Raw genomic sequence first — 24,520 nt, 5'->3', positions numbered from 1 at the left:
AACTGAAAACAGGCCGACGAAAATAGTTGTTGCGCAGGAACCTACGGCGGGTTCAGTGTTTTTTTAAGAGAAGTATGTCTTAAATTACACTCATCGCCTGCGTATTGTTGGAGACATAATATGGACGCTGTTTTGAGACCGGTTACGGAAACCGATCCCACGGCTACAGAAGACAACAAGCTCCCCAACCGCCCTAGCCGGGCTGAAGCTGAGGCCGCTGCGCGCGTACTTCTTCAATGGATCGGAGACGATCCGGAGCGTGAAGGATTGCTGGATACACCAAAGCGCGTGGTCAAAGCCTACGAAGATCTTTTCTCCGGTTACAAGGAAGATCCTCGCGAGCATCTGGAACGTACCTTCGAAGAGGTCGGTGGATACAACGATATCGTGCTGTTGAAAGACATCACCTTCACCTCCTTCTGCGAGCACCATGTGCTGCCATTCACTGGCAAAGCGCATATCGCGTATTATCCAAACCATGCTGTCGTGGGCCTTTCCAAGATCGCACGTGTTGTAGAAATTTACGCACGTCGCCTTCAGACACAGGAACATCTGACCGTTCAGATCGCAACAGCACTGGAAGAATATCTGGCTCCTCGTGGCGTAGCTGTCATGATTGAGGCCGAACACCAGTGCATGTCCATGCGTGGTATTCAAAAGCAGGGTGTCTCTACACTCACCAACCGGTTCTCCGGTGTTTTTGAAGACAATGCCTCTGAACAGGTACGCTTTATGACAATGGTCCGTTCGTAAGCTCGGACCATTCATCAGAAAATTCGAGCATTTCATGTCGACGAATATTAAAGCCGACGGCTTCGCGCCGCGCGCTGACAAAAAAGCAATTGAACTGGGCGATGAACTCTGCCCGAAATTTGACGAAAATGGTTTGATTGCTGCCGCAGTCACTGATTTCGACAGCGGTGAGCTTCTCATGGTGGGTTACATGAACTCCGAGAGCCTGCGCCGTACAATCGAAACCGGTGAGGCATGGTATTGGAGTCGCTCCCGCCAGGAGTACTGGAAAAAGGGTGGCACCTCTGGTCAGGTACAGGAAGTCATTGAAATCCGTACTGATTGTGATCAGGACGCAATCTGGCTTCGCGTCAAAGTCCATGGCAACGGCGCCACATGCCACGTCGGCTATCGCTCCTGCTTTTTCCGGAAAGTAAACTCAAACGAAACCGGCGATGTCTGGCTGGAGAAGACGGAAGTTGCTCCGGTATATGACCCCCAAGAAGTTTACGGGAAAAAACAGTAGGTTTCGCTGCGCCCCGATTCAGTCTTTTTATAGGTTTAAATAGCATAGTTACCCCAAGGTAACGTTGACTATTCAACCAGTGTAAAGACAGTCGGGGAGATGGCAGTGCTGCAAAATCTACCTCTGTGGCCCAACAGCAAACAGCCTGTAGAAGAAGAGCCTGAAACACCCACCACCATTCCAGAGCCGGAGATCACCCCCGGCATTGGCTTGGCACTTGGCGGAGGTGCAGCCCGCGGCTGGGCGCACATCGGCGTTCTCAAAGCTCTTTCAGAAGCAGGCATCCAACTGGACTTCATCGCAGGCACCTCGATCGGCGCTGTCGTCGGCGGCTGCTATCTCTGCGGTAAGCTGGACCAGCTTGAGGAGTGGGTCGTCTCCCTCTCCCGCCGCCGCGTCTTCAGCATGGTCGATCTCTCCTTCGGCGGCTCAGGCCTCATCTCTGGCAAAAAAGTCCTCTCCCTGTTCGAAGACCACTTCGGCGGCATTATGATCGAAGACCTCGACCGCCCCTTTGCAGCAGTCGCTACCGAACTGGGTACCGGTCATGAGATCTGGCTGAAGAAAGGCCCACTCACGCAAGCCATGCGTTGCTCCACGTCCCTTCCCGGCGTGTTCGAACCCGTTGCGTACGGTGGTCGCTGGCTGGTGGATGGTGCACTGGTCAACCCAATCCCCGTCTCTGTCTGCCGTGCCATGGGCGCAAGAGCAGTCATTGCTGTCAACCTGAACTCAGACACATTTGGCCGCGGCTCCACGGTCGTGCACGAGCTGCCCCCAATCCCGAAGGACATGATCCCGGAGATCGACAGCAAACTCAACAAAGATCCCGGCGGCACAATAAAACGCGTCCTGAGACGCCAGATTTTTGGCGGAAAACAAAAGGGATTGCCCGGCATTTCCGGTGTTATGATGGACAGCTACAACATCATTCAGGACAGGATTGGCCGCTCACGTCTGGCTGGAGACCCACCAGACACCATCCTCACCCTGCGACTTTCTCATCTTGGCTTGTTCGACTTCCACCGCGGAGAAGAAGCTATCCGCGTCGGCTATGAAACCACATGCCGGGCCTTGCCAGAGATCCACCAGCTGGCAGAAATGCAGCCTTAACACCGACATGCGCATCACACGAATGATCCGGTGTGTACTCACAAATTTCGGAAGAAGTGACTGCTGTGCCTGAACAGCACAGCAGTGAACCAGCAGATCAGACTGCCTGAATGTAATTGCGAAGGTCGTCCGCCTCACGCTCCACCTGAGCGATGCGGAACTTCACGATATCACCGATAGAAACAAGACCAATCAGCTTGCCATCCTCCACAACAGGCATATGGCGGAAGCGGCCTTCGGTCATACGGGCCATAACGCCGTTCACAGAGTCTGCTTCCGTACAAACAGCAACCTCTTTGGTCATGTACTCGCTAACAGGTTGAGCAAGAACGTCAGGACCTTCCATGGCGATCGCCTGAACCACATCACGTTCTGAAACGATACCGACAATCACGCCCGGCTCGTCACACAACACAATCGCACCAATGCGGCGTCCGCCAAGGCTCGCGCATATTTCGCTCAAACTACGTGTGCTCGTTTCCGTATAAACGTCCCGCCCTTTGCCGTTCAATATGGCAGCAACTGTCATGGCGACCTCCTCGTTTGTTTATGCCATCCTTCTTTCTCAGAGAAAAAAGAGGAAGAGAACAAATCTAACCCTACGGTATCATGGCACAAAAAAACAATACTTGCCTAGCCACCAACTTAGGTGCTGTTAACATATGTAGTTAGCTAACTATTAAGTGGTCAGGACCAACGCCGTTTAATCGGATCTAAGAGTGGGAAGAGGATCAATCCAGCCACAAATCCACCTACGTGAGCTTGCCACGCAATACTTACACCCTCACCTGCGATAGGTGCTGACCAGATTCCAAACAGGAAGTTGAGGCCGAACCAGACAAGGATAAAGGTGAGTACACGGCGATCACTCAACGCTTCTCTCAAAGAACGTGCAGGAACAGCATATGCATGGGTATCATGACGACGGAAAGAACTCATCGGCCCGCCTGCTTCAAAGATAAACCGCAAAGAAGCAGCCATCTGACCAGAAACCGCAGCAGAAGCACCAATCACGGGCACCTGATCCCCCCAGTTGGTCGCCAAATGCGCACCGGCGCCAGCAACAGCACAAACCGCAGAAAGAAGCAGGAACCGCGTCGCGCCAAACCGGCGAGCAACCGCACTGCCAAACACAGCCATCCAAAGCACATTAAAGCCGATATGCTCAGCACTGCCATGCAGGAAACCATAGGTCAGGAAGCTCCAGACCGCAGAAGCCGTTTCACCCGGCCAGGAATATTGAGCCATAAAGCCGCTGACATAACGAACTGGCCAGAAGGCAAACAGAAGTAGCGTCTGCACTTCTTCATTCGGAGAAAGAATGTAAGCCCGAACCAGATGGATCCCTATGAGGATAAGGGAGAGACCAACAACCACAGTTGGCAGATTGAACATCGGCTCCCGTGCTGGGCGGTGAAAATACGGACCGTCCGGGCCCTGATGCTCTTCGTTGGATTGGTTCATTTCATTACAGACCCGAAAATTGCTGTCCCATTTTGAACTAGGGTAACTTGGCACAGTTCGCAAGGTTTGGCACAGAATGTAAGGATCAAATAAAAACAATAAACCGCCAGCACTCCCCCAAGCGCTGACGGTTTATCGGAGCTTCTCCCCGTTTGGCGTGTGATTTCCCGATTTTTCTGGCTACGTACAAAACGCAGCAAAACTAGGTTTTCCGCCGAAAATAGCTCAATTCTTATGGCCTCAAGGGTTCAGGTGAGGCAACTGCAGCCAAGATTATATAAACTGCCGCACACCACAACTTAAACCCTTTGTTAAGGTTAATATTTTATTAAATTTTTATGATATTTGTAGTTTGGCATGCTCCCTGCTTATTCCCCACCATAGACCAGCGGATAGTTAAAGTTGTCCATAAAAAGGACACTGACCCCAATGGGAACACCCAATAAGCGGACTGGGGAAGGCAGGAATATGAAACACGGCGCATCACGGATACTCTTTGAATACTGGGACGAAATTCGGGCTGAACGTCCAGCACCAGAACGGGGCGACATTCAACCCTCCGCCATCAAAAGTGTTCTGGGTGATACCTTTATTCTGGAACTGGCAAAGCAAAACAACTTCCGGTTCCGCCTAGCAGGTACACGCCTGTGCTCCCTGTTCTGCCGCGAGCTGAAAGGCCGCAGCTTCCTGGACGGTTGGGACGAGAAAGACCAGCAGGCCGTCACAGCCATGCTCTCCGCAATCACGCAGGACGGCGCAGCCGCAGTCATCAGCTTCACCGGCACCACAGAAATGGGCCAGTCCGTTGATCTGGAACTCCTGCTCTTGCCAATACGCGTTCAGGGCGAAGGCTGCACACGCATCCTCGGTTGCATGGCTCCTTTAAAGCGTCCGTTCTGGCTCGGCGTTCAGGCCATCTCCAAGCAAAAAGTAAACAGCTTGCGCCTGATCTGGCCGGACGAAGATGCACCGCTCTTCAGCGAAGAAAATGAATGCGTCCCACATTTCGGAACGCCAGCACACCGTGCTGTAGGCCCAATGGAACCAAGGGTAAGTCGTGGTAGCCGCTTGTCACGCCCTGCCGCACCAAAAGCCGTTGAAATTCCAAACAGCCGACAGGTAGGACATCTTAGAGTTGTTGATGGTGGTAAAATATAAACCTGTACGGCTCACCTGAGTTACCATTCTGTTAACCTTGTTTTCCTAGGGTGTGACCCAAGTTTCGTATTAGACAATAATCGCGTACTCGGGATTCCTAGGAAAATGGCAGGGCGCACAGCGACCAACAGAATTGCTGCACTCGCGGCAAAAGAACCTGACAGACGCCGTTTTTCCCGCGTTGAAATCAACGTGCTTGGCCGCTTCATGTTGGAAAATAGACGCGAGTACCCTTGTCAGGTGGTCAACATGTCCCCTGGCGGCGCCGCATTCATCTCCCCCGTTATGGGCGAAATCGGCGAACGTGTTGTTGCCTATCTCGATCACATTGGCCGTGTTGAAGGTAAAATCGTCCGTGAAATCGACGGCGGCTTTGCCATGACAGTGAATGCCAGCGCGCGCAAACGCGACAAGCTGGCATCCGTCCTCACATGGCTGGCGAACAAAGACGAACTCAATCTGCCTGAAGATCGCAGGTTCGACCGCTTTGTTCCAAAGAACCCAATGACCAAGATCATCCTGCCAGATGGCAGAGAGTACGCTTGTCGTATCGTGGACGTGTCCCTCTCTGGCGCCGCACTCAAAACAGATGTGCGCCCAGCCCTTGGAACACCGATTACGCTCGGCAAGATGCGTGCACGCATTGTCCGTCATTTCGAAGAGGGCATCGCAGTCGAGTTTGCGACCGTCCAGAACAAGGAGTTGTTGGAACACCACATCTCCAACGCTGAAAAGCGCTAAGGCTCAACCGCAGCGTTTCCTCGTTTTCAACGGTTAAGCTTCAGCTTTTCGATAAATTTATAAAAAAATATTTGCGGTGAATTTTATATGCAAGAAGCACAATTTTCCGCGATTATCTTTAAATTAACCGTACTTATGCCGACGAACTCTCGCAGCGTAGCCTTCAAAAACTAGAGATTTCTGCGGACTCTTTAATTCATTACAATTTGAATTAAATTTAGCTCTTATTTTCATCTGATTTAATTTAATTACGATGCAAACTTGAGTTAAATGCAAATCGAATTTGATTAAATACTGAGTTTAAAGGTTATAACCAAATAAAAGCGCCCGAATGAAAGTAGAGCCAGCCATGATTGGAGGGCGCTACTTGTGTTTGAGTATAAGCTGTTCGCGAAAAGTGTATTGGGTATCGCGTTGAGCGGATTTATGGGTCTGTCTCAGGCGAATGCCGAGCAGGTTCCGGGTCGTTTCATGCCCGTCATCGGACAAGCAAGTGCCCCTGTTGGTCATATCGAATTCTGCCAGAACTACCCTCAGCAATGCCGCTATGGCACCAACACCCCTCTTGTCGTTCGCCTGACCAAAGAGCGCTGGCAAGAGCTTCTGGACGTCAACGCCTCCATCAACACTCAGGTGCGCCCGCTTACAGATGAGCAGCTCTTTGGCGTGGCGGAGTACTGGACCTACCCGCAAGGTGCCGGTGATTGCGAAGAGTATGTTCTGGAAAAGCAACGACAGTTGATTGCGCTGGGATGGCCGCCAAGCGCCCTGCTCATCACCGTTGTGAAAGACCTGAACAATGGTGGACATGCTGTCTTAAGCGTGCGCACGGATCAGGGAGATCTCATTCTCGACAATCAGATCTCATCCATTTTGCCTTGGTATTCAACCCCATACCGCTATGTAAAACGCCAATCCGCCCGTCATGCAGCAGCATGGTCCGCCATTTCCGATAAGCGCGTCACCACCGTGGCAAGCATCCCTGAGTAAGGCACAAGCTACCCAAAGCAATAAAAATGCCGCGGAACCTGTCCGCGGCTTTTCTGTTTTAAAATGCGAATGCACAATCAGAGTTCGACAAGCTGCTCTTTAAAGCGCTGCGCATTCATCACATAACCATCAGCAGAACGGATAAGCATTGCCTGTGCGTCTTCATCCAGCTCACGAACCACTTTACCCGGCATACCGACAACGAGGGAACCATCGGGAATAACCTTCCCTTCTGGCACCAGCGCATTCGCGCCAACAATGCAGCCTTTGCCGATCTTGGCACCGTTCAGGATCGTGGCCCCCATGCCGATCAGCGATCCCTCACCGATTGTACAGCCGTGCAGTATAGCTTTATGCCCAACGGTGCAGTTCGCACCAATAACAAGCGGATACCCCAAGTCCGTGTGAAGTACAGAACCATCCTGAATGTTAGAGCGCGCGCCAACGTGAATGAGTTCAGTGTCGCCACGCAATACGGCGCCAAACCAAACATTCGCTTCCTCATCCAGTTGCACATGCCCAATCAGACTTGCACATGGCGCGACCCAGTAGTTTCCGTTTTCAGGAACGTTAGGGCTTCTGTCTCCAAGCTTATAAAATGGCACAAGGTTCTCCTAGATTGCACAAATCAAATCCCGCGCAATCTAGCATAGGCCCTGCTTAAAGTGCCAAGAGAAAACTCAAAACAAACGTACCGGAAAGAATGCTCCACATAGCGGTCAAACCACCAGCAGCAGCAAGCATGCCCGGACTAAAGCTCTCCCAGTAATATCCTTGGATCGCATTGCGCATGAATATAAACGGCCCGGCAACCAGCCAGAGGCCGACGACAATAAGCCAGGAGACTGGCCCCTTCATTTCGGCAAAGAACTTCGGCGGCTCTCCCGTCACCAACTGATAAAAACTACCCAGAATACCCGCGGTCACAAACCCGGAAGCCGCTATAAACGCGGCCAACAATAATTCGCCCAGCATGCACTCCCCCACTCTTCGCTGGTTCATCCCAGCTCAATCGCGATACAGTGCAGTTGAAAGCAAATCCTATGCCGCATGCCATCCTCAGTTAACCTCTTGTTAATATTTACATATAGGACGGCACTGGAAATTTCAGGCTAAGTCGGAGAGGTAAAGACGTTTCATTTCAGGATGCAGAGCGCATTCCACGTCTCATTATGATGCAAAAAGGGCCCCGAAACGGAGCCCTTCAAACCTATCAGATTTGCGCGGTGCCTTAGAGGCCTTCCACGTCAATATCGAGGATAGCCATCTGGAAATTCCAGCTCAGTTCGCCATCTTCCTCATCGCGGAAGATCACGCCGAGAAACTCGTCGTTGATATAAACTTCAGCAGAGTCATCTTTACGAGGACGCGCGCGCACTTCAAGTTCTGGCGACTTGAATGTGTTGCGCATGTAGGTTTGCACCTTACGAATTTCATCAGGCTTCACAGCCGTCTCCTTACCAGTTTCACTTCAAACTTGGGGCACAAACTATACAAGTTTATCCTCGTGCCAACCCTAGGAAACTAGCTTATCCTTGTTTGTTTTGCGAGGAAAGTCCTTGACCTTGGCCCAACATTTGATCCATGGCCCGGGCTGGTTGGTCGCAACCAGCTTCGCCCACAACCTTTGCAGGAACACCCGCCACTGTGGTGCATGGCTCAACGTCTTTCAGAACAACAGAACCAGCCGCCACACGTGAGCAATGGCCAATCTCCAGATTGCCAAGAACTTTGGCACCGGCACCAATCAGAACACCCTGACGGATCTTCGGATGACGATCGCCGGAAACCTTACCTGTCCCGCCAAGGGTAACACCCTGAAGGATGGAAACATCATCTTCAATAACAGCAGTACCGCCAACCACAATGCCTGTACCGTGATCGAAGAACACGCCGCGCCCGATTGGAACCTGCGGATGAATGTCCATCTGGAACACTTCAGAACTACGGCTCTGCAAATAAAGCGCAAAATCTTCGCGGCCCTGAGCCCAAAGCCAGTTCGCCAGGCGATGGGTTTGCAGCGCGTGGAAGCCTTTGAAGTAAAGGAGTGGCTCAAGAAAACGGTCGCAGGCAGGATCGCGATCAAAAACAGCTGAAAGATCAACGCGGAAAGACTGCGCGATCTCCGGCGCCTGATCCAGCGCATCCAGATAGGTCTGACGAATGAGAGAAGAAGAAACAACCACGTGGCCCAGACGGTCCGCCACACGATGAACAATCGCTTCCTCCAAAGAAGAGTGATTCAGCACCGTCTCATACACAAAAGACGCAAGCGCTGGCTCAGAGCTGGCCATGGCTTGAGCTTCTGCTTTCACGCGATCCCAAACAGGATCATGAGAGGCCAGCTCCTTGGGGCTACTTGAAGAAATTTGCACCATGAAAGAATGTTCCTTTATGGATAGGACCTATTCAACCTTACATAGGTGCAGACCATTTCAATCCAAGTCCCACCTAGTCGCTTTGAGTTATCCGCCTATAGTACATCACGCAGTATTGCCATTAGAGAAAGCCCGTACCAAACCCACAACACCAAAGAGAAAGAGAAACTACATTTTTCACGAAACGCAGAACTTCATTCTAATTTCAGGCGGCAGCTTGGTACTCTTTTAGAAATGGCATGATCGCGGCAGTAAAAATATCATTCACATCGCCTGCAACCATATGACCAGCTTCTTTCACATCTGTGAATTGTGCATGCGGAACCAGTTCAAGAAATTCATCAACGTGGCTCTGTTTCACAAGCTCTGAAGCCGCACCACGCACCAGCATGCTCGGCACCTTCAGGTTGGCCGCAGCTTCCAGCAACTGGCTCTGCACCTGCTCCTTCATATCAGCCCGGTCCGCATGATGGGTGATAAAGCGCGGATCCCAGTGCCAGCGATACCGGCCATCTTCCCGCAACCGCAGGTTTTTGGAAAGGCCATCCAGCGTTTTAGGGCGTTTGCGATGTGGCAGATAGGACGCGATCATATCAGCAGCTTCTTCAACACTGCCAAATCCGTCCTCTACCTTTTCCGCCATGAAAGAGAGGATCTTGTTTACCCCGCCCTCATCTAGGCGAGGCGTCACATCTACAAGGATTACACCAGCAAGAGCACCAGGGCGCAGCGCCCCTTCCGCCAGAATAGATGCAAGACCACCCAGCGAGGCACCGATCGCAATTGGCTTGATACCGGTTTCCTCATGGATCTGCGTCGCCGCCGCAGCAACATCAGCACCGAAATCGGAGAAGAAGTACTTCTCGCCATCCACCCATGCACTGTCACCATGGCCACGCATATCAAGACAAAACGCCTGCATCCCTGCATTGGCGATCATCTCTGCAGTCTTGCCCCACGAATGTCTCGTCTGCCCGCCGCCATGCATCATCATCACGGTCTGGCCTTCTGTGCCATACCGGTCAGCGACAATACGGTTACCATCGGCTCCGATAAATTCGTGGGTACCTCTATTCATGAAAACTGCTCCAAAAATTCTAATGTGCCTTTTTTGAAAATCTTGTCGCCGACAGCCGTCATGTGGTCCCGGTTGGTGATTTCCAGATAACTGGCATTCGGCATCAGATCAGCAAGCGCTTTTGGATCACCAGCCACATCATCATTGGTGCCGACAGCCACCAGTGTAGGCGCCGTAATGGTCGATACCATGTCCTCGGAAATCGGTTTACGGGCAGACTGCATGCAAGCAGCCAATGCACGTCTGTCAGACTTGGTCTGCTCAGCAAACGCTCTGAACGCACGACCCGTCCGGTCTTTCACATCAGAGATTTTGTCAGCCAGCAGGCCTTCAATAATAGGCTCAGGATTCCCAACGCCGGAAATCAGGCCATATCCCATACCGCCAAGGGTCAGAGAACGCACACGATCAGGTGCCTGCAAAGCGCAGAACGCTGAGATGCGGGTTCCCATGGAATAACCAAGCAGGTCTGCTTTATCGATATAAAGATGATCAAGCAGCTTCAGCGCATCCTCTGCCATGACAGGTGCGCCGTAGTCTTCGCCATTGTAGTACTTGTAGCTCTCGCCGTGACCGCGGTTATCAATCGCAATCACACGGCGACCATCCTTCACCAGCAAGTCAACCCAACCAGGGTACACCCAGTTGACGAACTTGTTGGAGGCGAATCCGTGGATCAGCAGGATTGGGTCGCCCTCTCCTTCATCAAGATAAGCGATAGGACGATCGTTATTGTTGAATATTGGCATATTACCTAACGTTTACGTAAAGGAAAACTATGGGATCAAGGGAGGGTAAATGTAAGTATCAAGAAAGAAAAGGCCAAAGACCTATCAATTTGGATTAGTCCCTTAACTATACACACAGAACGAAACAGAACCGTTTTTGCCTTAAAACCTCAGTGCTAGGTGAAAAAACGCAGTACAGTTGTGGACCGCATAGGATGCAGTGCAATCAATCTCCTAGAAAACCTGTTTTTTTACGCAGAACCAATTTATTGTCACCGGCAAAATTTATGTTCCATGGAGCTTGGCAAACAAATGGCCGATAAAGTCGTACCACACTTCCACAACAGCAACGGTGTAGAAGCCATCAAAATTGGCGCCAAAGAATTCATGTGCATCGGCGCAAAGCCACCACTGGATCACCCACATGTGTTCCTCGACATGGGTGCTGATGACAACGCGGTTTGCCCTTACTGCTCTACCCTGTACCATTACGACGCCAGCCTGGGTTCCCACGAATCCAATCCAGCTGATTGCGTATGGACACCTGATGCGGCTTAACAGCCGTATCACTTAGACGATAAAACGAATAATCAGTAATCCCGCTGCAATGCCTGTCCCCTGTTTCAGGCAAAGCACGGCAGGAAAGCTGCGCAATGATACCAAGAAATATTGCTATCGCAGGAGCCGGGATCGCCGGCCTTACAGCTGCGCTATATCTTGCCCGCAAGGGCCACAGTGTTTTCCTGTTCGACGCTGCTCCAGAGCTTTCCGAGGTCGGCGCGGGAATTCAGTTGTCTCCCAATGCGATGAGATGCCTGCAGGCCCTTGGCTTAGGCCCTGCCCTCATGGCAAGAGCCGTTTCCCCTTCCAGCGTCAACATTCGCTCCGGTCAGGATGGCTCTCAGCTGGCAACAGTTCCACTGGGACGGATCGCAGAAGACCGCTACGGCGCACCTTATTATGTGATCCACCGTGCAGATCTTCAGCAGCTCCTGCTCGAAGCTGTTCAGAACACGCCGGAAGTGACCCTGCGCCTCGACACCAAGATCGACAACGCTGAGATCAGCGGTGACACCGTCAAGCTGAACGGTGCTGCCTTTGCCTCTGGCATAGATGGCGTGCCGGAGCTGTTTGATCTGCTCATTGGCGCAGATGGCGTGCGCTCCAGCATTCGCCAGAACACTCTGGGCGGAGCACCTGCAAAGCACACTGGCTTCGTGGCCTACCGCGCAACAGCAGAACCGCCGTTCAATCTGGAACACCTGCTCAGTACGTCTGGCCTCTGGCTCGCCCGCAACGCGCATCTGGTTCAATACCCGGTGAAAAACGGCAAGCTGCTCAACATCGTCGCCATCACCAAGGAAAGCTGGGAAGAAGACACCTGGTCTCATCCTGTCGGTCGTGATGACGTCCGCAAGCATTTTCGCAATTGGACACCGGAAGCACTACGTCTGGTCTACCTGCCGGAAACATGGACACGCTGGTCCCTGTGCGAGGTCGACACCCGCCCGGCCTGGACACAAGGCCCGGTCACCCTCATCGGTGATGCTGCCCACGCCATCCTGCCATTTTCTGCACAAGGCGCAGCCATGGCTATTGAGGATGCAGCGGTGCTTTCCAAGATGGTCGACAAACATGGCGCGACACCTCAGGCGCTTCAGGCCTATGAAGCTGCCCGTCGTCCACGCATCCAAAAGATGAGCAAGCTCGTAAAGTGGAATGACTGGGTCTACCACATGGGCTTCCCGCTGCGTATACCACGGGACATCGTCATGCGCTCCAGCTCACCAAGCCAGCTTCTGGACCGGTTGAACTGGATCTACGAGTGGTCTCCAGAAGACGAAGATATCTAAAGCGGACCTCCGGAAAGTGCATACCAGTTTTCGGAGATCTGCATAAGCGAACGATAAAGCAGTCTGCTCCATCAAGGATCATGTCAAACTGCTTTATCGAAGCATATTGAGTTTCGAAGGAATACAGAAAGCCATGACCAACAAAATCATCACAGCCGGCTATGTCGTAATCGGCGACGAAATCCTGTCAGGTCGCACTAAAGACAAGAACATCGGCTTTCTGGCATCCTACCTGACCGACATCGGCATCGACCTGAGCGAAGTGCGTGTTGTGCCAGACGCAGAGGAGAAGATCGTCGAAGCGGTCAACGCCCTGCGCGCGGAGTATACCTATGTCTTCACCTCCGGTGGCATTGGCCCAACCCATGATGACATCACCGCTGATGCCATCGCCAAAGCCTTTGGCGTTTCCATCGATCTTGACCCACGCGCTTACAAGCTGCTGGAAGATCACTACGGTGCAGAGAACTTTACCCCTGCCCGCCAGCGCATGGCCCGTATTCCTGATGGCGCGGATCTGATTGAAAACAAGGTCTCCATCGCACCGGGCTTCCGCATTGAGAACGTCCATGTGATGGCCGGCGTTCCTGCGATCATGCAGGCCATGGTGGACGCCATCGCACCGACTCTGGAAACCAGTCAAAAGATGCTTTCCGTGACAATTGAGGCCCCCCTTCCTGAGAGTCGCATCGCGCAAGACCTAGGGGAAATCCAGAAAAACTTCCCGGAAACCTCAATTGGTTCGTATCCGCAGTCAAAAGATGGAGTATTTTCCACACAGGTTGTTGTGCGATCTAGGTCAAATGATGTACTGGAACAGGCCAGTGAAGCCGTCCGAGCAGCCGTAGAAGCTGCAAAGACAAAATTTCTTTGAAAGAAGACACATGGAAAATCAGCAGCAATCCAAAGCATTCCCGGTCTCTTGGGACCAATTCCACCGCGATTGCCGTGCCCTCTCTTGGCGCCTCGCCGACAAAGGCGAATTTACAGCGATTGTAGCCATCACACGTGGTGGTCTTGTTCCAGCTGGCATTATTGCACGTGAACTGGGTGTTCGCACCATTGAGACAGTTTGCATTGCATCTTACCACGACTACGACGATCAGGGTGAGTTGAAGGTCATCAAGCCAATCGATCCAAAAGTGATCGGCTCTGAAGGCGGCGAAGGCATCCTCATCATCGATGATCTGGTCGACACCGGTAAGACTGCGAAAGTTGTTCGCGAAATGCTGCCAAAAGCACACTTTGCAACCGTTTACGCCAAGCCAATGGGCCGCGATCTGGCTGATACCATTGTGACTGAAGTCTCTCAGGACACCTGGGTGTACTTCCCATGGGATCTGGGCATGCAGTTCCAGCCACCAATCTCTAAAGATACCGCAGGTTAATCAACCCGACGGAAGTCTGCATAAGAGTTTCAAAGCCTCGGCCTCAGCGCCGGGGCTTTTTTTCATGTGCGTGTCAGCCCATCAAGGTTACTCCGATAAAAACGGAGTACGACTGCGCAACTACGCCTGAGAAAACTTATCCCCCTCGCTTGAAAACACCCTCATACTAATCCCATGCCCACGTGACGGGCAGCTGGCGGACCGTCCGTCAGCGTGTCGTGGGCTGGGTGGGGCTGTCAGGAGAGGTAACGCATCTTCTGGTGGTCCGGTGGCACCGATTTTCAGACGTGACTGCATGGTCTGAGAGGAAGGGCCCAAGCCTGAAGGGCATCACGCAGCGATATGGATCAGTCTGACTGGACCATATCAGGGGTAGAGGAACTGCTCGGATACGGAAACTTATCTGAGCAAAGCCACTATCCTTCCGGGAAATCGGCTATCGTGTCTTTCAGGATAAGAGGCGATGTTGGCCATACCAAAATGCCCGGGCAAGGCGCGTAGCCAATGCCGAAGACTCTATTACTAACTCAATGCGCAGGTATTGCCTGCCGCCTTGCTCATCCCGACTTTCGGGAAATCTGGTCCAACACTGCATGGGATGCCATGCGGTGATTTCAGTGCAGGAAACCACACTCCTTTGAGAGGGCGACTAGGCTCTCGTCCGCCTTAGCACCGCACCTCAATAGCCCGATCAGCGATGATCTCATCAGCCGTCAGACGACAGCCGATCGCATAGACCTCAACACCTGCCTTCACAGCCGCATCAAAGGCCTCGCCGTACTTCCTATCAATGTCACGGGCCAGAACAAGCGCATCGCAGTCATCACGCTGGATCAGAAACACCATAGCAGCACGGTGACCTTCGCGAACCATATCAGAAAGCTCATCCAAATGTTTGGCACCGCGAGCAGTCACCGCATCTGGAAACTCCGCAACACCATCTTCACGAGCCAGCGTCACGTTCTTCACCTCAACATAAATGCGCTTGTCACCCTCGCCTTCCAGCAGAATATCGATACGGGAGTTCTTACCGTACTTCACTTCACGGCGCAGCTTGTCGTAACCGGTCAGCTCAGGGATACGTCCCGCCTCAATCGCCTCTTCTACAAGACCGTTGGGACGGCTGGTGTTAATCCCCACCATCGCGCCATCAATCTCAAGCATTTCCCAGGAATACTTCAGCTTGCGCTTAGGATCATCATTCGGCGTCAGCCAGACTTTGATGCCCGGCTCTTTCAAGCCCATCATAGAACCGGAGTTGGCGCAGTGCGCAGTGATTTCCGCTCCGCCCTCATCCAGTGTCACATCAGCCAGAAACCGTTTGTAACGCTTAATCAGCCGGCCCGTAACCAGCGGCACATCAAATCGCATCGCGACCTTCCAAGTTGTTCAGATTATTTGGACCAGAAATCAGGATCCAGAAGAATGAGAACCGTAAACAGTTCCAGACGCCCCAGCAACATCGCTGCACACAAAATCCATTTCACTGGATCTGGCAGCGGCGCAAAGTTGCCAGCCGGACCAATCATGGTGCCAAGACCCGGACCAACGTTACCAACGGAGGTTGCTGCTGCAGAAACGGCAGTCACCAGATCCAGATGGAACAGAGAAAGGATCAGCGTCAGAATACCAACGGTACCGATGTAAACCACAAGGAACGCAAGAACGGAGAACGTCAGTTCAGGGGTCAGATGCGTGTTACCGTAGCTCACGGAAATCACACGGTTCGGACGCACCATCCGGCGCATATGCGCAATAACGGTGCCGAAGAACACGAGAAAACGGAAGACCTTGATACCGCCCGTCGTAGAACCGGTACACCCGCCCACAAACTTGAGCAAGAACGCAAGACCAATCACCGGTGCGCCCCAGGAGGTGTAATCCCCCATGGCATAGCCCGTACCGGTCACCACAGAAATCACGTTGAACGCAGACTGCAGGATCGCACTGCCAAAACTATCCGCATTGCCGGAGGTACCCAGATAAATCGTCAGAGCAAGAGAGATAAGCCCCACCAGCCAAAGGAACGCCCGCACCTGCGGATCACGCCAAAGCAACATCGGCTGACCGCGCAGCGCCTGAATGATCAGCACAAACGGAAGTGCGCCCACAATCATAAACACCACAGCAATCCAGCCGGTCACTGGGTTGGTGAAGTAGCCGAAGGAGTTATCATGCGTGGAATAACCACCGGTCGCAATCGTCGTCAGGCCATGGTTGAACGCATCAAACATAGTCATGCCGGAGAACCAGTAAAGCACGATACAAAGACTGGTCAGCAACAGATAAGTCATACTGATCAGGCGGATCAGCTCGATGGAGCGACTAACAATCTTCTCACTCTGGTCAGAGCTTTCAGTCTGGAACAGCTGCATTCCACCAACGCGCAGGAACGGCAAAAGAACGATCGCCATAACGACGATACCAACACCGCCCATCCACTGCATCAGCGAGCGCCACACCAGCAAGCCCGGAGGAAGTGAGTCGAGCCCCGTCAGCACCGTGGAGCCCGTGGTCGTAAACCCGGAAACAGCCTCAAACGCAGCATCCACGTATGCAATACCTAGCCAAAGGAAAGGCAAAGCGCCAAACGCAGGCAGCGAAACCCAGCACAAAGTTGTCAGAATAAATGTCTGGCGAGTATCAAGCCCATCACGCAAAGCACCACCCATGGCAACGATAAGCAACATGCCTACCAGACCAGTGATTAATGCTGAAATAATAAAGGCTTGCCAGTCAGCGTTACGCGACACAACATCCACAAATGCCGGGATGAGCATGGCAGCAGCAAGGCCGACATAAAGGTACCCAAGCACACTTAAAACCGGTCGTATGGAAACCAACATCTATACCGCCGACATCAAATCCAATTTAGCCCGCCCGCTAGTCACATATTGTCCCTTCACGGACGAGATTGGAACGGTATGCTCTCAAACATTTATGAAGCATTGGTTTTAGGCCACTTAGTGATATCTGGCAATTGAATTAATCGGGCAACTACCTATTCACACAATAGAATGGGCACAGTCCACGCGGATATGCCCACTACACAAAAACCAAGATCTCTCAGGGACGTAGCGTCACCGCCAGAATTCAGGGTTAAACAGTACTAGCACAGTGAAGAGCTCCAATCTCCCCAGCAACATGGCCGCAGAAAGGACGATCTTCGCACTGCTTGGAATGTCGGCAAAGTTTCCGACCGGCCCAACCACATCGCCGAGGCCCGGTCCCACATTGGAAATCGCAGTAGTCGCCGCACTCATAGCCGTCACCAGATCCAGGCCCAGACCACCAAGGATAACCGTGATCAGACCAACCGTCGCCATGTAAACAACAAGGAACGCAAGAACGGAAAACGCAAGATCAGGCGTAATTTTGGTATCCCCATAGCGCACCGGCACCACCTGATCAGGCCGGATCATCTTGTTCATGTAAGCCCGCACGGTGCCGAAGAACACGATGAAACGAAAGATCTTGATGCCACCACTGGTCGAACCCGTACAGCCACCAATAAACGTCAGCATCAGGAAGAAGCCCATCATCGGTGGACCCCAGGCCGTGTAATCACCAAGACCATAGCCAGTGGTGGTGATGATGGAGATCACTACAAACAGCGCTTCCACCACAGCGCGGCCAAACGTGAACTTGTTCTCAATGCCAAGGTACAGCGCGGTCATGCTGGAAAGGATGATGATGACAAAGATAAACGCCCGCGCCTGCGGATCCTGCAGCAGCGCCATCGGGTTCTTGGTCAGGGATTTGATCAGAACAACAAAAGGAAGACCGGAAGCCAGCATGAAGACCACAGCCACCCACTCTGCCGCCGTACTCTCAAAGTACGCAAACGAGGCATCATGTGTCGAGAAACCACCGGAAGACAGCGTCGTCATCGCATGGTTCACCGCGTCGAACAGAGACATGCCGGAGAACACATAAAGGATCGCACAGGTCAGCGTCAGCATGATGTAGACACCGCCAATCAGACGCGTCAGATCAGTAGCACGCGCCACGATCTTCTCACCGCGATCAGAGCTTTCAGTCCGGAACAGCTGCATACCACCGATACGCAGCAGCGGCATAAGCAGGATCGCCATCACGATAATACCAACACCACCAATCCACTGCGTCAGAGATCGCCAGAACAGCAACCCCGGAGGCATCCCATCCAACCCGATCAGAACAGTAGACCCTGTTGTTGTGAACCCCGAAACGCTCTCAAAAAAAGCATTCTCAAACCCGATGCCAAGACTAAGAAACGGCAGCGCACCACAAACCGGCATCACGAACCACGACGTCGTGGTCAGCAAAAACGCCTGACGAATGGTAAGATGTTCAAGCTTGTAGTTGGCGGTTGAAACCGCAAGCAGAAGACCCAGAAGGCCCACAAACAGAGAGGAAAGTGCAAACGCAATCCAGTCGGGATTGCTGAAGTAGATATCCAGCAATGCAGGCGCCAGCATCAAAATGGCCAGCCCAACCAGAAAGTATCCAAGCACCCGTAATACGGGACCCACCGTCGCCATTATATCTCTCATCTCAAGATGGGCGCAGCCTCAGGCAATTGCACCAACAAGCTTTAATCTCAAATCCTACAGAATCCCGGTTAAGCTTCTCAGCAGAAGGGCGCAGTAAATCACTCTGATGATGTTTGAGGTTACTGGACCGTGAAAATCTGAAGGATCAAATCGGACCAGAACAGTCCGGCAGCATGGAGCGTTTATCTACGCCAAAAGTAGAACGCCGCCAAGTTTTTTCTGATCAGGATATCCCCTTGGCATAGGTGTGCAGCATAATAGAACTGCAATTCTGCCGTGTGTGACGCCGACTTAGTGTCACCAGAGCACGATTTAAACTCGGAAAAACACGTGCACCGCACATTCCCACAGCACTGCGACAATACTACCTATAAGTCATTCTACCGCGACAGGATGTGACCCTCAGATCACAATTTCCATCAGCCTTAACATGCGCTTCAACTGAATTAATTTCATTATACTATTGTTTTAAATGAGATATTGAAGACTGAAATTTCACTACACTCAAAAACAAGGCAATTCAACAAAATCAACTAGATAGCTCATATTGTCGCAGTTTTTTGCCTTATAGATTTCATCAATGACACGATAGACTCATACGATTTTATTTAAGCTGCAACCTTCTGCAAGTTCTCGCTGAACACCGTAAGCTTCCCTAAGTCATTTCAGGTAGGGCCTTGCGGTACTGAAGAACAGGGGAAGGGTACTCATGGTCTGAATTTGTGGTTTGCAGGGTCCGTTTCAACGACCCGGGAACCCGGAAGGAAAGTCAAAGCGAGTTTGTAACCGCTGACGCAGCTGCACTTTAAAACCTCCCATAAAGCTGTAGCTCAAACCCGAAATCCTGACGGTTCCAGCTCCTCCCGCAAACCAGAAATCAAGACCACGAAACGAGATGCCTTCATCAGCTTCGCTCAGCAAGCAAGCGTCATGAAGCCAGCCTCTCCTTTCCCCCGTCAGTTTTATGGAGAATGGCTGTTATGCTTCAGCAGACAGACAAGCACGAAGAATCCTATAGCGAGGCACACAAGCCTGCCAGCGAGTTCGAGCAACGGTCCGATTATCTGGACCACGAACTCCAGATCATGAAACCACGCCGTTGGGGCCTCAACCTCCCAGGCCGCGACTTCCGCTTCGAAATGGAAGACTTTGTTCCGGCAATTGCAGGCACCATCGGCATCTCCGTGATGTACTCTGCGGTTATGACTGCATGGGCAACCGGCCTCACCGCAAAATGGCCTCACGTTAATCTGGGCGCTGAGTGGATCATCGAGGTGGTTCGCGTTGAGATGCTCATCCCTGCTCTGATCTTCTGCATCATCGGTTCTGGCTTCCTGAACCCACGTGCAAACCTTGCAGGTAACCACGGTCCAATGATCCCTCTCATTGGTTCCATCGCTCTTGCAGGTGCACACCCACTGGCACTGGCAGCCCTCGTCTGTCTCTTCGGCTTGCTCCTCAGCTACTTCAAAGGGGGTTCCCGTCTGGTGAACCTGACCAGTCAGGGCGTTGCAGGTGGCTTGCTCGTGTTCCTCGGCTTCATGGGGGCAAAGGGGCAGATCACATCCCTCTTCACCTGGGCCGGCGGCCTGCAGGCGAAGCATGATCTTGCTTACAGCCTGTCATACGTTGCTCTGGCAATCTTTGCAGTCAACATCGTTCTTTATGCCTTCCTCGCAAAGGTCGGCAAACGCTGGCTCGCAATCCCGGCTTGCTCTGTCGTAGCAGTTGTTCTGGCTCTTGCTCTTGGCGCTGGTGTTGACCTCCAGTTCACCACCGCTCCTGGCCTGCCAAACATGAACCCATGGTACTGGTGGGGTTCCACTGAAACCGGCTGGCAGCTCGGCATTCCTGGCTTTAACCATTTCGTTGCTTCCCTGCCTTGGGCAATTCTGGCAGTGGCAATGTGGTCCCCGGACTTCCTTGGCCACCGTATCTTCCAGGAACTCAACTACCCTAAAAACACCGATAAAGTTCTGATGGACGTTGATGACACCATGACCTGCTGCTCCCTGCGCCAGTTCACCGGTACATTCTTTGGCGGTGGTAACATCACCTCTTCCTGGGGCACCTACATGATCCCAGCTGCGATCGCAAAGCGTCCAATCCCAGCTGGCGCAATCCTGCTCGGCACCCTCTGCATCGTCATCGCAACCATCGGCTACCCAATGGACGTAGCAGTATGGCAGCCAGTGATGTCCTGTGCTCTTCTCGTCGGCGTGTTCCTTCCACTTCTGGAAGCTGGCCTGCAGATGGTGAAATCCAGCAACGACACCAACTCTGCTGGTATCTGCATCTTCGCAGCAATCGTCACCAACCCTGTTCTGGCATGGGCAATCACCATGTTCCTCGACAACAACGGTCTGATTGGTGACAAAGAGCGTGCAGAACGTCTGAGCTTTGCAGACCGCATCGTCATCCCAGCAGGTGCAGTGATCATCTGTACCCTGGCAATGGCCGCAGTTGGCATGCTCCCAGGTATTCCAGCACTGCTGTAATCCTGAGCAATCAAAATCAGAAAAAGCGCATCGCCAGCGGTGCGCTTTTTTGTATTCGCAACCACTGCGACAATACGCACCTGAGTAAAACCTGACGTCAGTAACGCACAGTACGGATGACAACCATCCTCCGTTCTGGCATAAGCAAAGACAGCAAGCGCAGCTACTTCTCTGATATTTCAAAATAAATCAGAGCGTGTAAAATTTTTCACCGCACTATCCTTGCTCAACTCCCCACTTCTGCCCATCACGAACCAGCTCTGTAATAGATTACATCTATAACGTGATAGACTCTGGCGATTTCAACCAGCCATGTGTTAGATGCAAACTCAACGTATGGATGCAGGCCTCCTCCCTCTCGCCTGCCTCCTAGGCACATCCCCGGAATGGGGCTCGGTTTTCGGAAACAGGATGTAGCCGCAACACAAGATTGAAGCGGTTTGCCGAGCGAGGCGAATGCAAACCGCTTTGATTGCTCTAGGGGTTTGCTGATGTTTAAAATACCAAGCTTTATGCTGAAAGACGCGATTGTCGCCAAGCCGGGCTTCAATCGTTGGCTCGTTCCACCGGCTTCCATTGCAATTCACCTGTGCATCGGCTCAGCCTATGCATGGAGTATCTACAACCCGGCGCTCATCAGAGAAATTGGCGGCATCGCACCAGCAGCTGAGGATTGGTCACTCAGCTCTGTCGTGTGGATCTTCTCTGTAGCGATCCTGTTCCTTGGCCTTTCAGCAGCAGTTGCTGGTAAATGGCTTGAAAAAGTCGGCCCACGCTGTGTCGGCACAACAGCTGCCTTCTGCTGGGGTGGTGGCTATATCATTGGCTCAATCGGCATCATGACACACCAGTTATGGCTGCTGTACTTGGGCTATGGCGTTATCGGTGGCTGTGGTCTGGGCCTCGGATATGTCTCTCCAGTTTCCACCCTGATCCGCTGGTACCCTGACCGCCGTGGTCTTGCAACTGGCATGGCCATCATGGGCTTTGGCGGTGGCGCGATCATCGCTGTTCCGCTGAAAAGCTGGCTTCTGGGCCTCTATGCCAAAGCACCAGATTATCTCGGTTCACTTGCCGACGTGCAGACAACCGTAGAAAACGGCATCCGCTACGTACAGGTCGCTGGCGCAAAAGTAGAAGCAATCGTCGTCAGCGCATCACAGGCAGAAGCAGCTTTCGAAGGTGCAAAAGCGGGCGTCTATGTTGCTGGCACAGGGAACACCGGCGCAGCATCCACCTTCCTCACACTGGGTATTGTCTACTTCGTCGTGATGATCCTGGCATCCTTCGCCTATCGCATTCCGGCACCTGGCTGGAAACCTGAAGGTTGGGAGCCTCCGCAGGAAGATCCTGCCAAACAAGGCCTCATCACCCGCAACCACGTGCATATTGATACAGCTCTGCGCACTCCTCAGTTCTATCAGCTCTGGATCGTGCTCTGCTTCAACGTGACAGCTGGTATCGGTGTGATCTCTGTCTCCAAAACCATGATCTACGAGATCTTCGGCAACGGCATGCCAACCATCGTGGATGGCGCATTCACCGCAACCTACGTCTTGATGATCTCTGTCTTCAACGCCATGGGCCGCCTCGGCTGGTCTACTCTCTCTGACTATATTGGCCGCAAGAACACCTACACCGTCTTCTTCGTATTGGGCTCTTTCCTATACCTGTCCATTCCGCTCATCGCAGCAGAAGCAGGCGCAAGCCCATCCGTAATGTGGCTGGTGATGTTCTACGCAGCAACCATGACCATCTTCACCATGTACGGCGGCGGCTTTGCAACAATCCCTGCGTATCTGGCAGATATCTTCGGCACCAAGTTCGTCGGTGGTATCCATGGACGTCTACTCACCGCATGGTCTGCAGCTGGTGTGGCCGGTCCGTTCCTTATCACATTCCTGCGCGAACGATCTGTAAACGCCAAGATCTATGAGTTGGCAGAAAAAGTTGATCCAACTGTCTTTCTCCAAACCTTCGGCGAAGGCAAAGAGAAGTTGGCTGAACTCATCGCAGCAAAATCCATCTCTGTTTCCAGATTGATGGAAGTGGCTCCGGAAGGAACGATTGATCCAACCCCAAGCCTCTACAACACAACAATGTATGTGATGGCTGGTTTGCTCGTCGCAGCACTTATCTCCAACCTTCTCATGAAACCAGTCGATCCGAAGTACCACATGGCAGAAGACGCACTGGGTGAAGGAGAAGCACCAACAACAAAACCGGCAGAAACTGGCAAACGGACCTCAGCGCCAATGCCTGCCGAATAACAAAGCAAACCCAAACAAACTAAGCCCGCGATCTTCGCGGGCTTTTTTTTATCTTATTATCAGAAAATGAAAGCTCTACTCAGCAGACACAGGAAGAACCGGCTTCTTATACTGAGCCGCACACTCTGCCAGAGAGGTGATAATCGCAGGCTCAAGCTCGCGCTTTGTCATCACCATGCCGATACTGTGAGAAACAACTGGCTTGATCAGAGGAACAGACACAATCCCTGCTCCCAGCGACAGAGCTGAAAACTCTGGCAAGATCGCACAGTAACCTGCGCGGATAAAACCGCCTAGCGACGGAATTGTCTCTGCCTCAATCTCAGGATCAAGCTCGACACCGAGGAATCTGAGCGTGCTGTCCACCATCATACGGTTCTGCAGGTTAGGCGAAAGCGCAACCATGCCACCAGCATTCACAGCCGTTTCCCACTCCACAGCCTCAGCATTTTGCAAGCGGTGCCCAGCGGGCATAAACAGACGGTAGTCTTCCTCATAAAGGGTGAAACTGCTGTGTTTCTTTGCATCACTGAACTGAGTGTAGGTGATGCCTGCATCAATCTGATAATCCTCAAGAGCCTTATGGATCTCATCATGGCTCATCAGCTGGATCGTAGCATGCGCATGCGGATGGCTCTTCTTCAGGTCCAGAATAAGAGAGGCCGTCGCTACATCAGCTGATGGAATGACGCCAATATTGACCTTGCCAAACACCTCAGCGCTCTTGCCAGCAACCTCATTCCGCAAGCTGTTGCAGTCCGCAAGCACCTTCTTCGCCCAGACGAGAATCCGCTCCCCTTCTGGCGTCAGACCATGAAACTTCTTGCCACGCTCAATGATCGGCACGCCCAGCTCAATCTCCAACTGGCGAATTCGGCCAGACAGCGTTGGCTGCGTCACGTTACAAGCCGCTGCAGCGCGGGTGAAATGCCGCTCCTGAGCCAGAGTAACGAGGTATTGTAACTGCCGAATATCCAAGGACGCTCACCCTTCACACAACGCTTGATAGAAATGCTCTATAGCACAATAGAGCAATCAGATCAGAATGGGCACGGACACTAGCATTTG

At 52.4% G+C, this 24,520-nt stretch carries 24 protein-coding genes; 12 read left to right on the top strand and 12 right to left on the bottom strand.

Annotation, left to right across the window (positions count from 1 at the left end):
* Positions 1–120: 120 nt before the first annotated feature.
* The 3 genes from folE to PJE062_RS06845 all read left to right on the top strand — a co-directional run bounded on the left by folE (position 121) and on the right by PJE062_RS06845 (position 2,371).
* Positions 121–753, top strand: coding sequence for a GTP cyclohydrolase I FolE (folE, locus tag PJE062_RS06855; RefSeq protein ID WP_008547794.1), 633 nt, complete (start codon positions 121–123; stop codon positions 751–753).
* A 34-nt stretch (positions 754–787) separates the two neighbouring features.
* Complete coding sequence (hisI, locus tag PJE062_RS06850; protein WP_008547829.1) at positions 788–1,258, top strand: phosphoribosyl-AMP cyclohydrolase; 471 nt, start codon at positions 788–790, stop codon at positions 1,256–1,258.
* Positions 1,259–1,357: 99 nt separating this feature from the next.
* Positions 1,358–2,371, top strand: a complete 1,014-nt coding sequence (locus tag PJE062_RS06845) for a patatin-like phospholipase family protein (RefSeq protein ID WP_008547784.1) — start codon at positions 1,358–1,360, stop codon at positions 2,369–2,371.
* A 97-nt stretch (positions 2,372–2,468) separates the two neighbouring features.
* Here the strand turns inward: PJE062_RS06845 and PJE062_RS06840 are convergent, their stop codons facing one another.
* Positions 2,469–2,900: a CBS domain-containing protein gene (locus PJE062_RS06840; RefSeq protein WP_008547558.1), complete on the bottom strand. Its 432-nt coding sequence runs from the start codon at positions 2,898–2,900 to the stop codon at positions 2,469–2,471.
* A 158-nt stretch (positions 2,901–3,058) separates the two neighbouring features.
* On the bottom strand, positions 3,059–3,835 hold the full coding sequence (locus PJE062_RS06835) for a rhomboid family intramembrane serine protease (protein WP_037036208.1): 777 nt from the start codon (positions 3,833–3,835) through the stop codon (positions 3,059–3,061).
* Positions 3,836–4,303: 468 nt separating this feature from the next.
* Here PJE062_RS06835 and PJE062_RS06830 point away from each other — a divergent pair, with 468 nt between their 5' ends.
* From PJE062_RS06830 to PJE062_RS06820, 3 genes are all read left to right on the top strand, one after another.
* Complete coding sequence (locus tag PJE062_RS06830) at positions 4,304–4,993, top strand: PAS domain-containing protein (RefSeq protein ID WP_008547925.1); 690 nt, start codon at positions 4,304–4,306, stop codon at positions 4,991–4,993.
* A gap of 105 nt (positions 4,994–5,098) precedes the next feature.
* Complete coding sequence (locus PJE062_RS06825) at positions 5,099–5,734, top strand: PilZ domain-containing protein (protein WP_008547755.1); 636 nt, start codon at positions 5,099–5,101, stop codon at positions 5,732–5,734.
* Positions 5,735–6,103: 369 nt separating this feature from the next.
* On the top strand, positions 6,104–6,724 hold the full coding sequence (locus PJE062_RS06820; protein WP_008548152.1) for a transglutaminase-like cysteine peptidase: 621 nt from the start codon (positions 6,104–6,106) through the stop codon (positions 6,722–6,724).
* 77 nt (positions 6,725–6,801) lie between these two features.
* Here the strand turns inward: PJE062_RS06820 and PJE062_RS06815 are convergent, their stop codons facing one another.
* The 6 genes from PJE062_RS06815 to PJE062_RS06790 form a co-directional block, all read right to left on the bottom strand.
* Positions 6,802–7,329 carry a gamma carbonic anhydrase family protein gene (locus PJE062_RS06815; protein ID WP_008547401.1) on the bottom strand — a complete coding sequence of 176 codons (528 nt, stop codon included), beginning with the start codon at positions 7,327–7,329 and terminating at the stop codon, positions 6,802–6,804.
* A 55-nt stretch (positions 7,330–7,384) separates the two neighbouring features.
* Positions 7,385–7,699 carry a hypothetical protein gene (locus PJE062_RS06810; protein WP_008547397.1) on the bottom strand — a complete coding sequence of 105 codons (315 nt, stop codon included), beginning with the start codon at positions 7,697–7,699 and terminating at the stop codon, positions 7,385–7,387.
* A gap of 256 nt (positions 7,700–7,955) precedes the next feature.
* Positions 7,956–8,171, bottom strand: coding sequence for a DUF3126 family protein (locus PJE062_RS06805; RefSeq protein ID WP_008547690.1), 216 nt, complete (start codon positions 8,169–8,171; stop codon positions 7,956–7,958).
* Positions 8,172–8,253: 82 nt separating this feature from the next.
* Positions 8,254–9,102 (bottom strand): serine O-acetyltransferase, encoded by an 849-nt coding sequence (cysE, locus tag PJE062_RS06800; RefSeq protein ID WP_008547507.1) that lies wholly within the window; start codon positions 9,100–9,102, stop codon positions 8,254–8,256.
* A 205-nt stretch (positions 9,103–9,307) separates the two neighbouring features.
* A complete protein-coding gene (locus PJE062_RS06795; protein ID WP_008547349.1) occupies positions 9,308–10,180 on the bottom strand; it encodes an alpha/beta fold hydrolase in 873 nt (290 codons plus the stop codon).
* The gene (locus tag PJE062_RS06790; protein ID WP_008547659.1) at positions 10,177–10,929 is read right to left on the bottom strand and encodes an alpha/beta fold hydrolase; all 753 of its coding nucleotides are present in this window, start codon (positions 10,927–10,929) and stop codon (positions 10,177–10,179) included. The genes PJE062_RS06795 and PJE062_RS06790 overlap by 4 nt, the downstream gene beginning before the upstream one ends.
* Positions 10,930–11,220: 291 nt before the next feature.
* Between PJE062_RS06790 and PJE062_RS06785 the strand changes: the two genes are divergently transcribed.
* From PJE062_RS06785 to gpt, 4 genes are all read left to right on the top strand, one after another.
* Positions 11,221–11,466, top strand: a complete 246-nt coding sequence (locus PJE062_RS06785; RefSeq protein WP_174519171.1) for a zinc-finger domain-containing protein — start codon at positions 11,221–11,223, stop codon at positions 11,464–11,466.
* Positions 11,467–11,561: 95 nt separating this feature from the next.
* Entirely contained in the window at positions 11,562–12,761 is a 1,200-nt protein-coding gene (locus PJE062_RS06780) for an FAD-dependent oxidoreductase (protein ID WP_008547384.1), read from the top strand.
* Positions 12,762–12,894: 133 nt separating this feature from the next.
* Positions 12,895–13,635: a competence/damage-inducible protein A gene (locus PJE062_RS06775; protein WP_008547959.1), complete on the top strand. Its 741-nt coding sequence runs from the start codon at positions 12,895–12,897 to the stop codon at positions 13,633–13,635.
* A 10-nt stretch (positions 13,636–13,645) separates the two neighbouring features.
* Positions 13,646–14,149 carry a xanthine phosphoribosyltransferase gene (gpt, locus tag PJE062_RS06770; protein ID WP_008547611.1) on the top strand — a complete coding sequence of 168 codons (504 nt, stop codon included), beginning with the start codon at positions 13,646–13,648 and terminating at the stop codon, positions 14,147–14,149.
* Between the two features lie 666 nt (positions 14,150–14,815).
* Here the strand turns inward: gpt and sfsA are convergent.
* The 3 genes from sfsA to PJE062_RS06755 form a co-directional block, all read right to left on the bottom strand.
* A complete protein-coding gene (gene sfsA / locus PJE062_RS06765) occupies positions 14,816–15,520 on the bottom strand; it encodes a DNA/RNA nuclease SfsA (RefSeq protein ID WP_008547958.1) in 705 nt (234 codons plus the stop codon).
* Positions 15,521–15,543: 23 nt separating this feature from the next.
* Complete coding sequence (locus tag PJE062_RS06760; RefSeq protein ID WP_008547878.1) at positions 15,544–16,995, bottom strand: TrkH family potassium uptake protein; 1,452 nt, start codon at positions 16,993–16,995, stop codon at positions 15,544–15,546.
* Positions 16,996–17,229: 234 nt separating this feature from the next.
* Positions 17,230–18,645: a TrkH family potassium uptake protein gene (locus PJE062_RS06755; RefSeq protein WP_008547872.1), complete on the bottom strand. Its 1,416-nt coding sequence runs from the start codon at positions 18,643–18,645 to the stop codon at positions 17,230–17,232.
* A 1,019-nt stretch (positions 18,646–19,664) separates the two neighbouring features.
* Here PJE062_RS06755 and PJE062_RS06750 point away from each other — a divergent pair.
* Positions 19,665–21,182, top strand: coding sequence for a DUF3360 family protein (locus PJE062_RS06750; protein ID WP_208982197.1), 1,518 nt, complete (start codon positions 19,665–19,667; stop codon positions 21,180–21,182).
* Between the two features lie 491 nt (positions 21,183–21,673).
* Positions 21,674–23,452 (top strand): OFA family MFS transporter, encoded by a 1,779-nt coding sequence (locus PJE062_RS06745; RefSeq protein WP_008547834.1) that lies wholly within the window; start codon positions 21,674–21,676, stop codon positions 23,450–23,452.
* Between the two features lie 75 nt (positions 23,453–23,527).
* Here PJE062_RS06745 and PJE062_RS06740 read toward each other — a convergent pair whose 3' ends face one another.
* Complete coding sequence (locus PJE062_RS06740; protein WP_008547974.1) at positions 23,528–24,430, bottom strand: LysR family transcriptional regulator; 903 nt, start codon at positions 24,428–24,430, stop codon at positions 23,528–23,530.
* Positions 24,431–24,520 lie beyond the last annotated feature (90 nt).

The sequence above is a fragment of the Pseudovibrio sp. JE062 genome (assembly GCF_000156235.1).
Taxonomy (GTDB): domain Bacteria; phylum Pseudomonadota; class Alphaproteobacteria; order Rhizobiales; family Stappiaceae; genus Pseudovibrio.
Note: the sequence above shows the minus strand (reverse complement) of the source record. Positions and strands in the feature narration are given on the sequence as shown.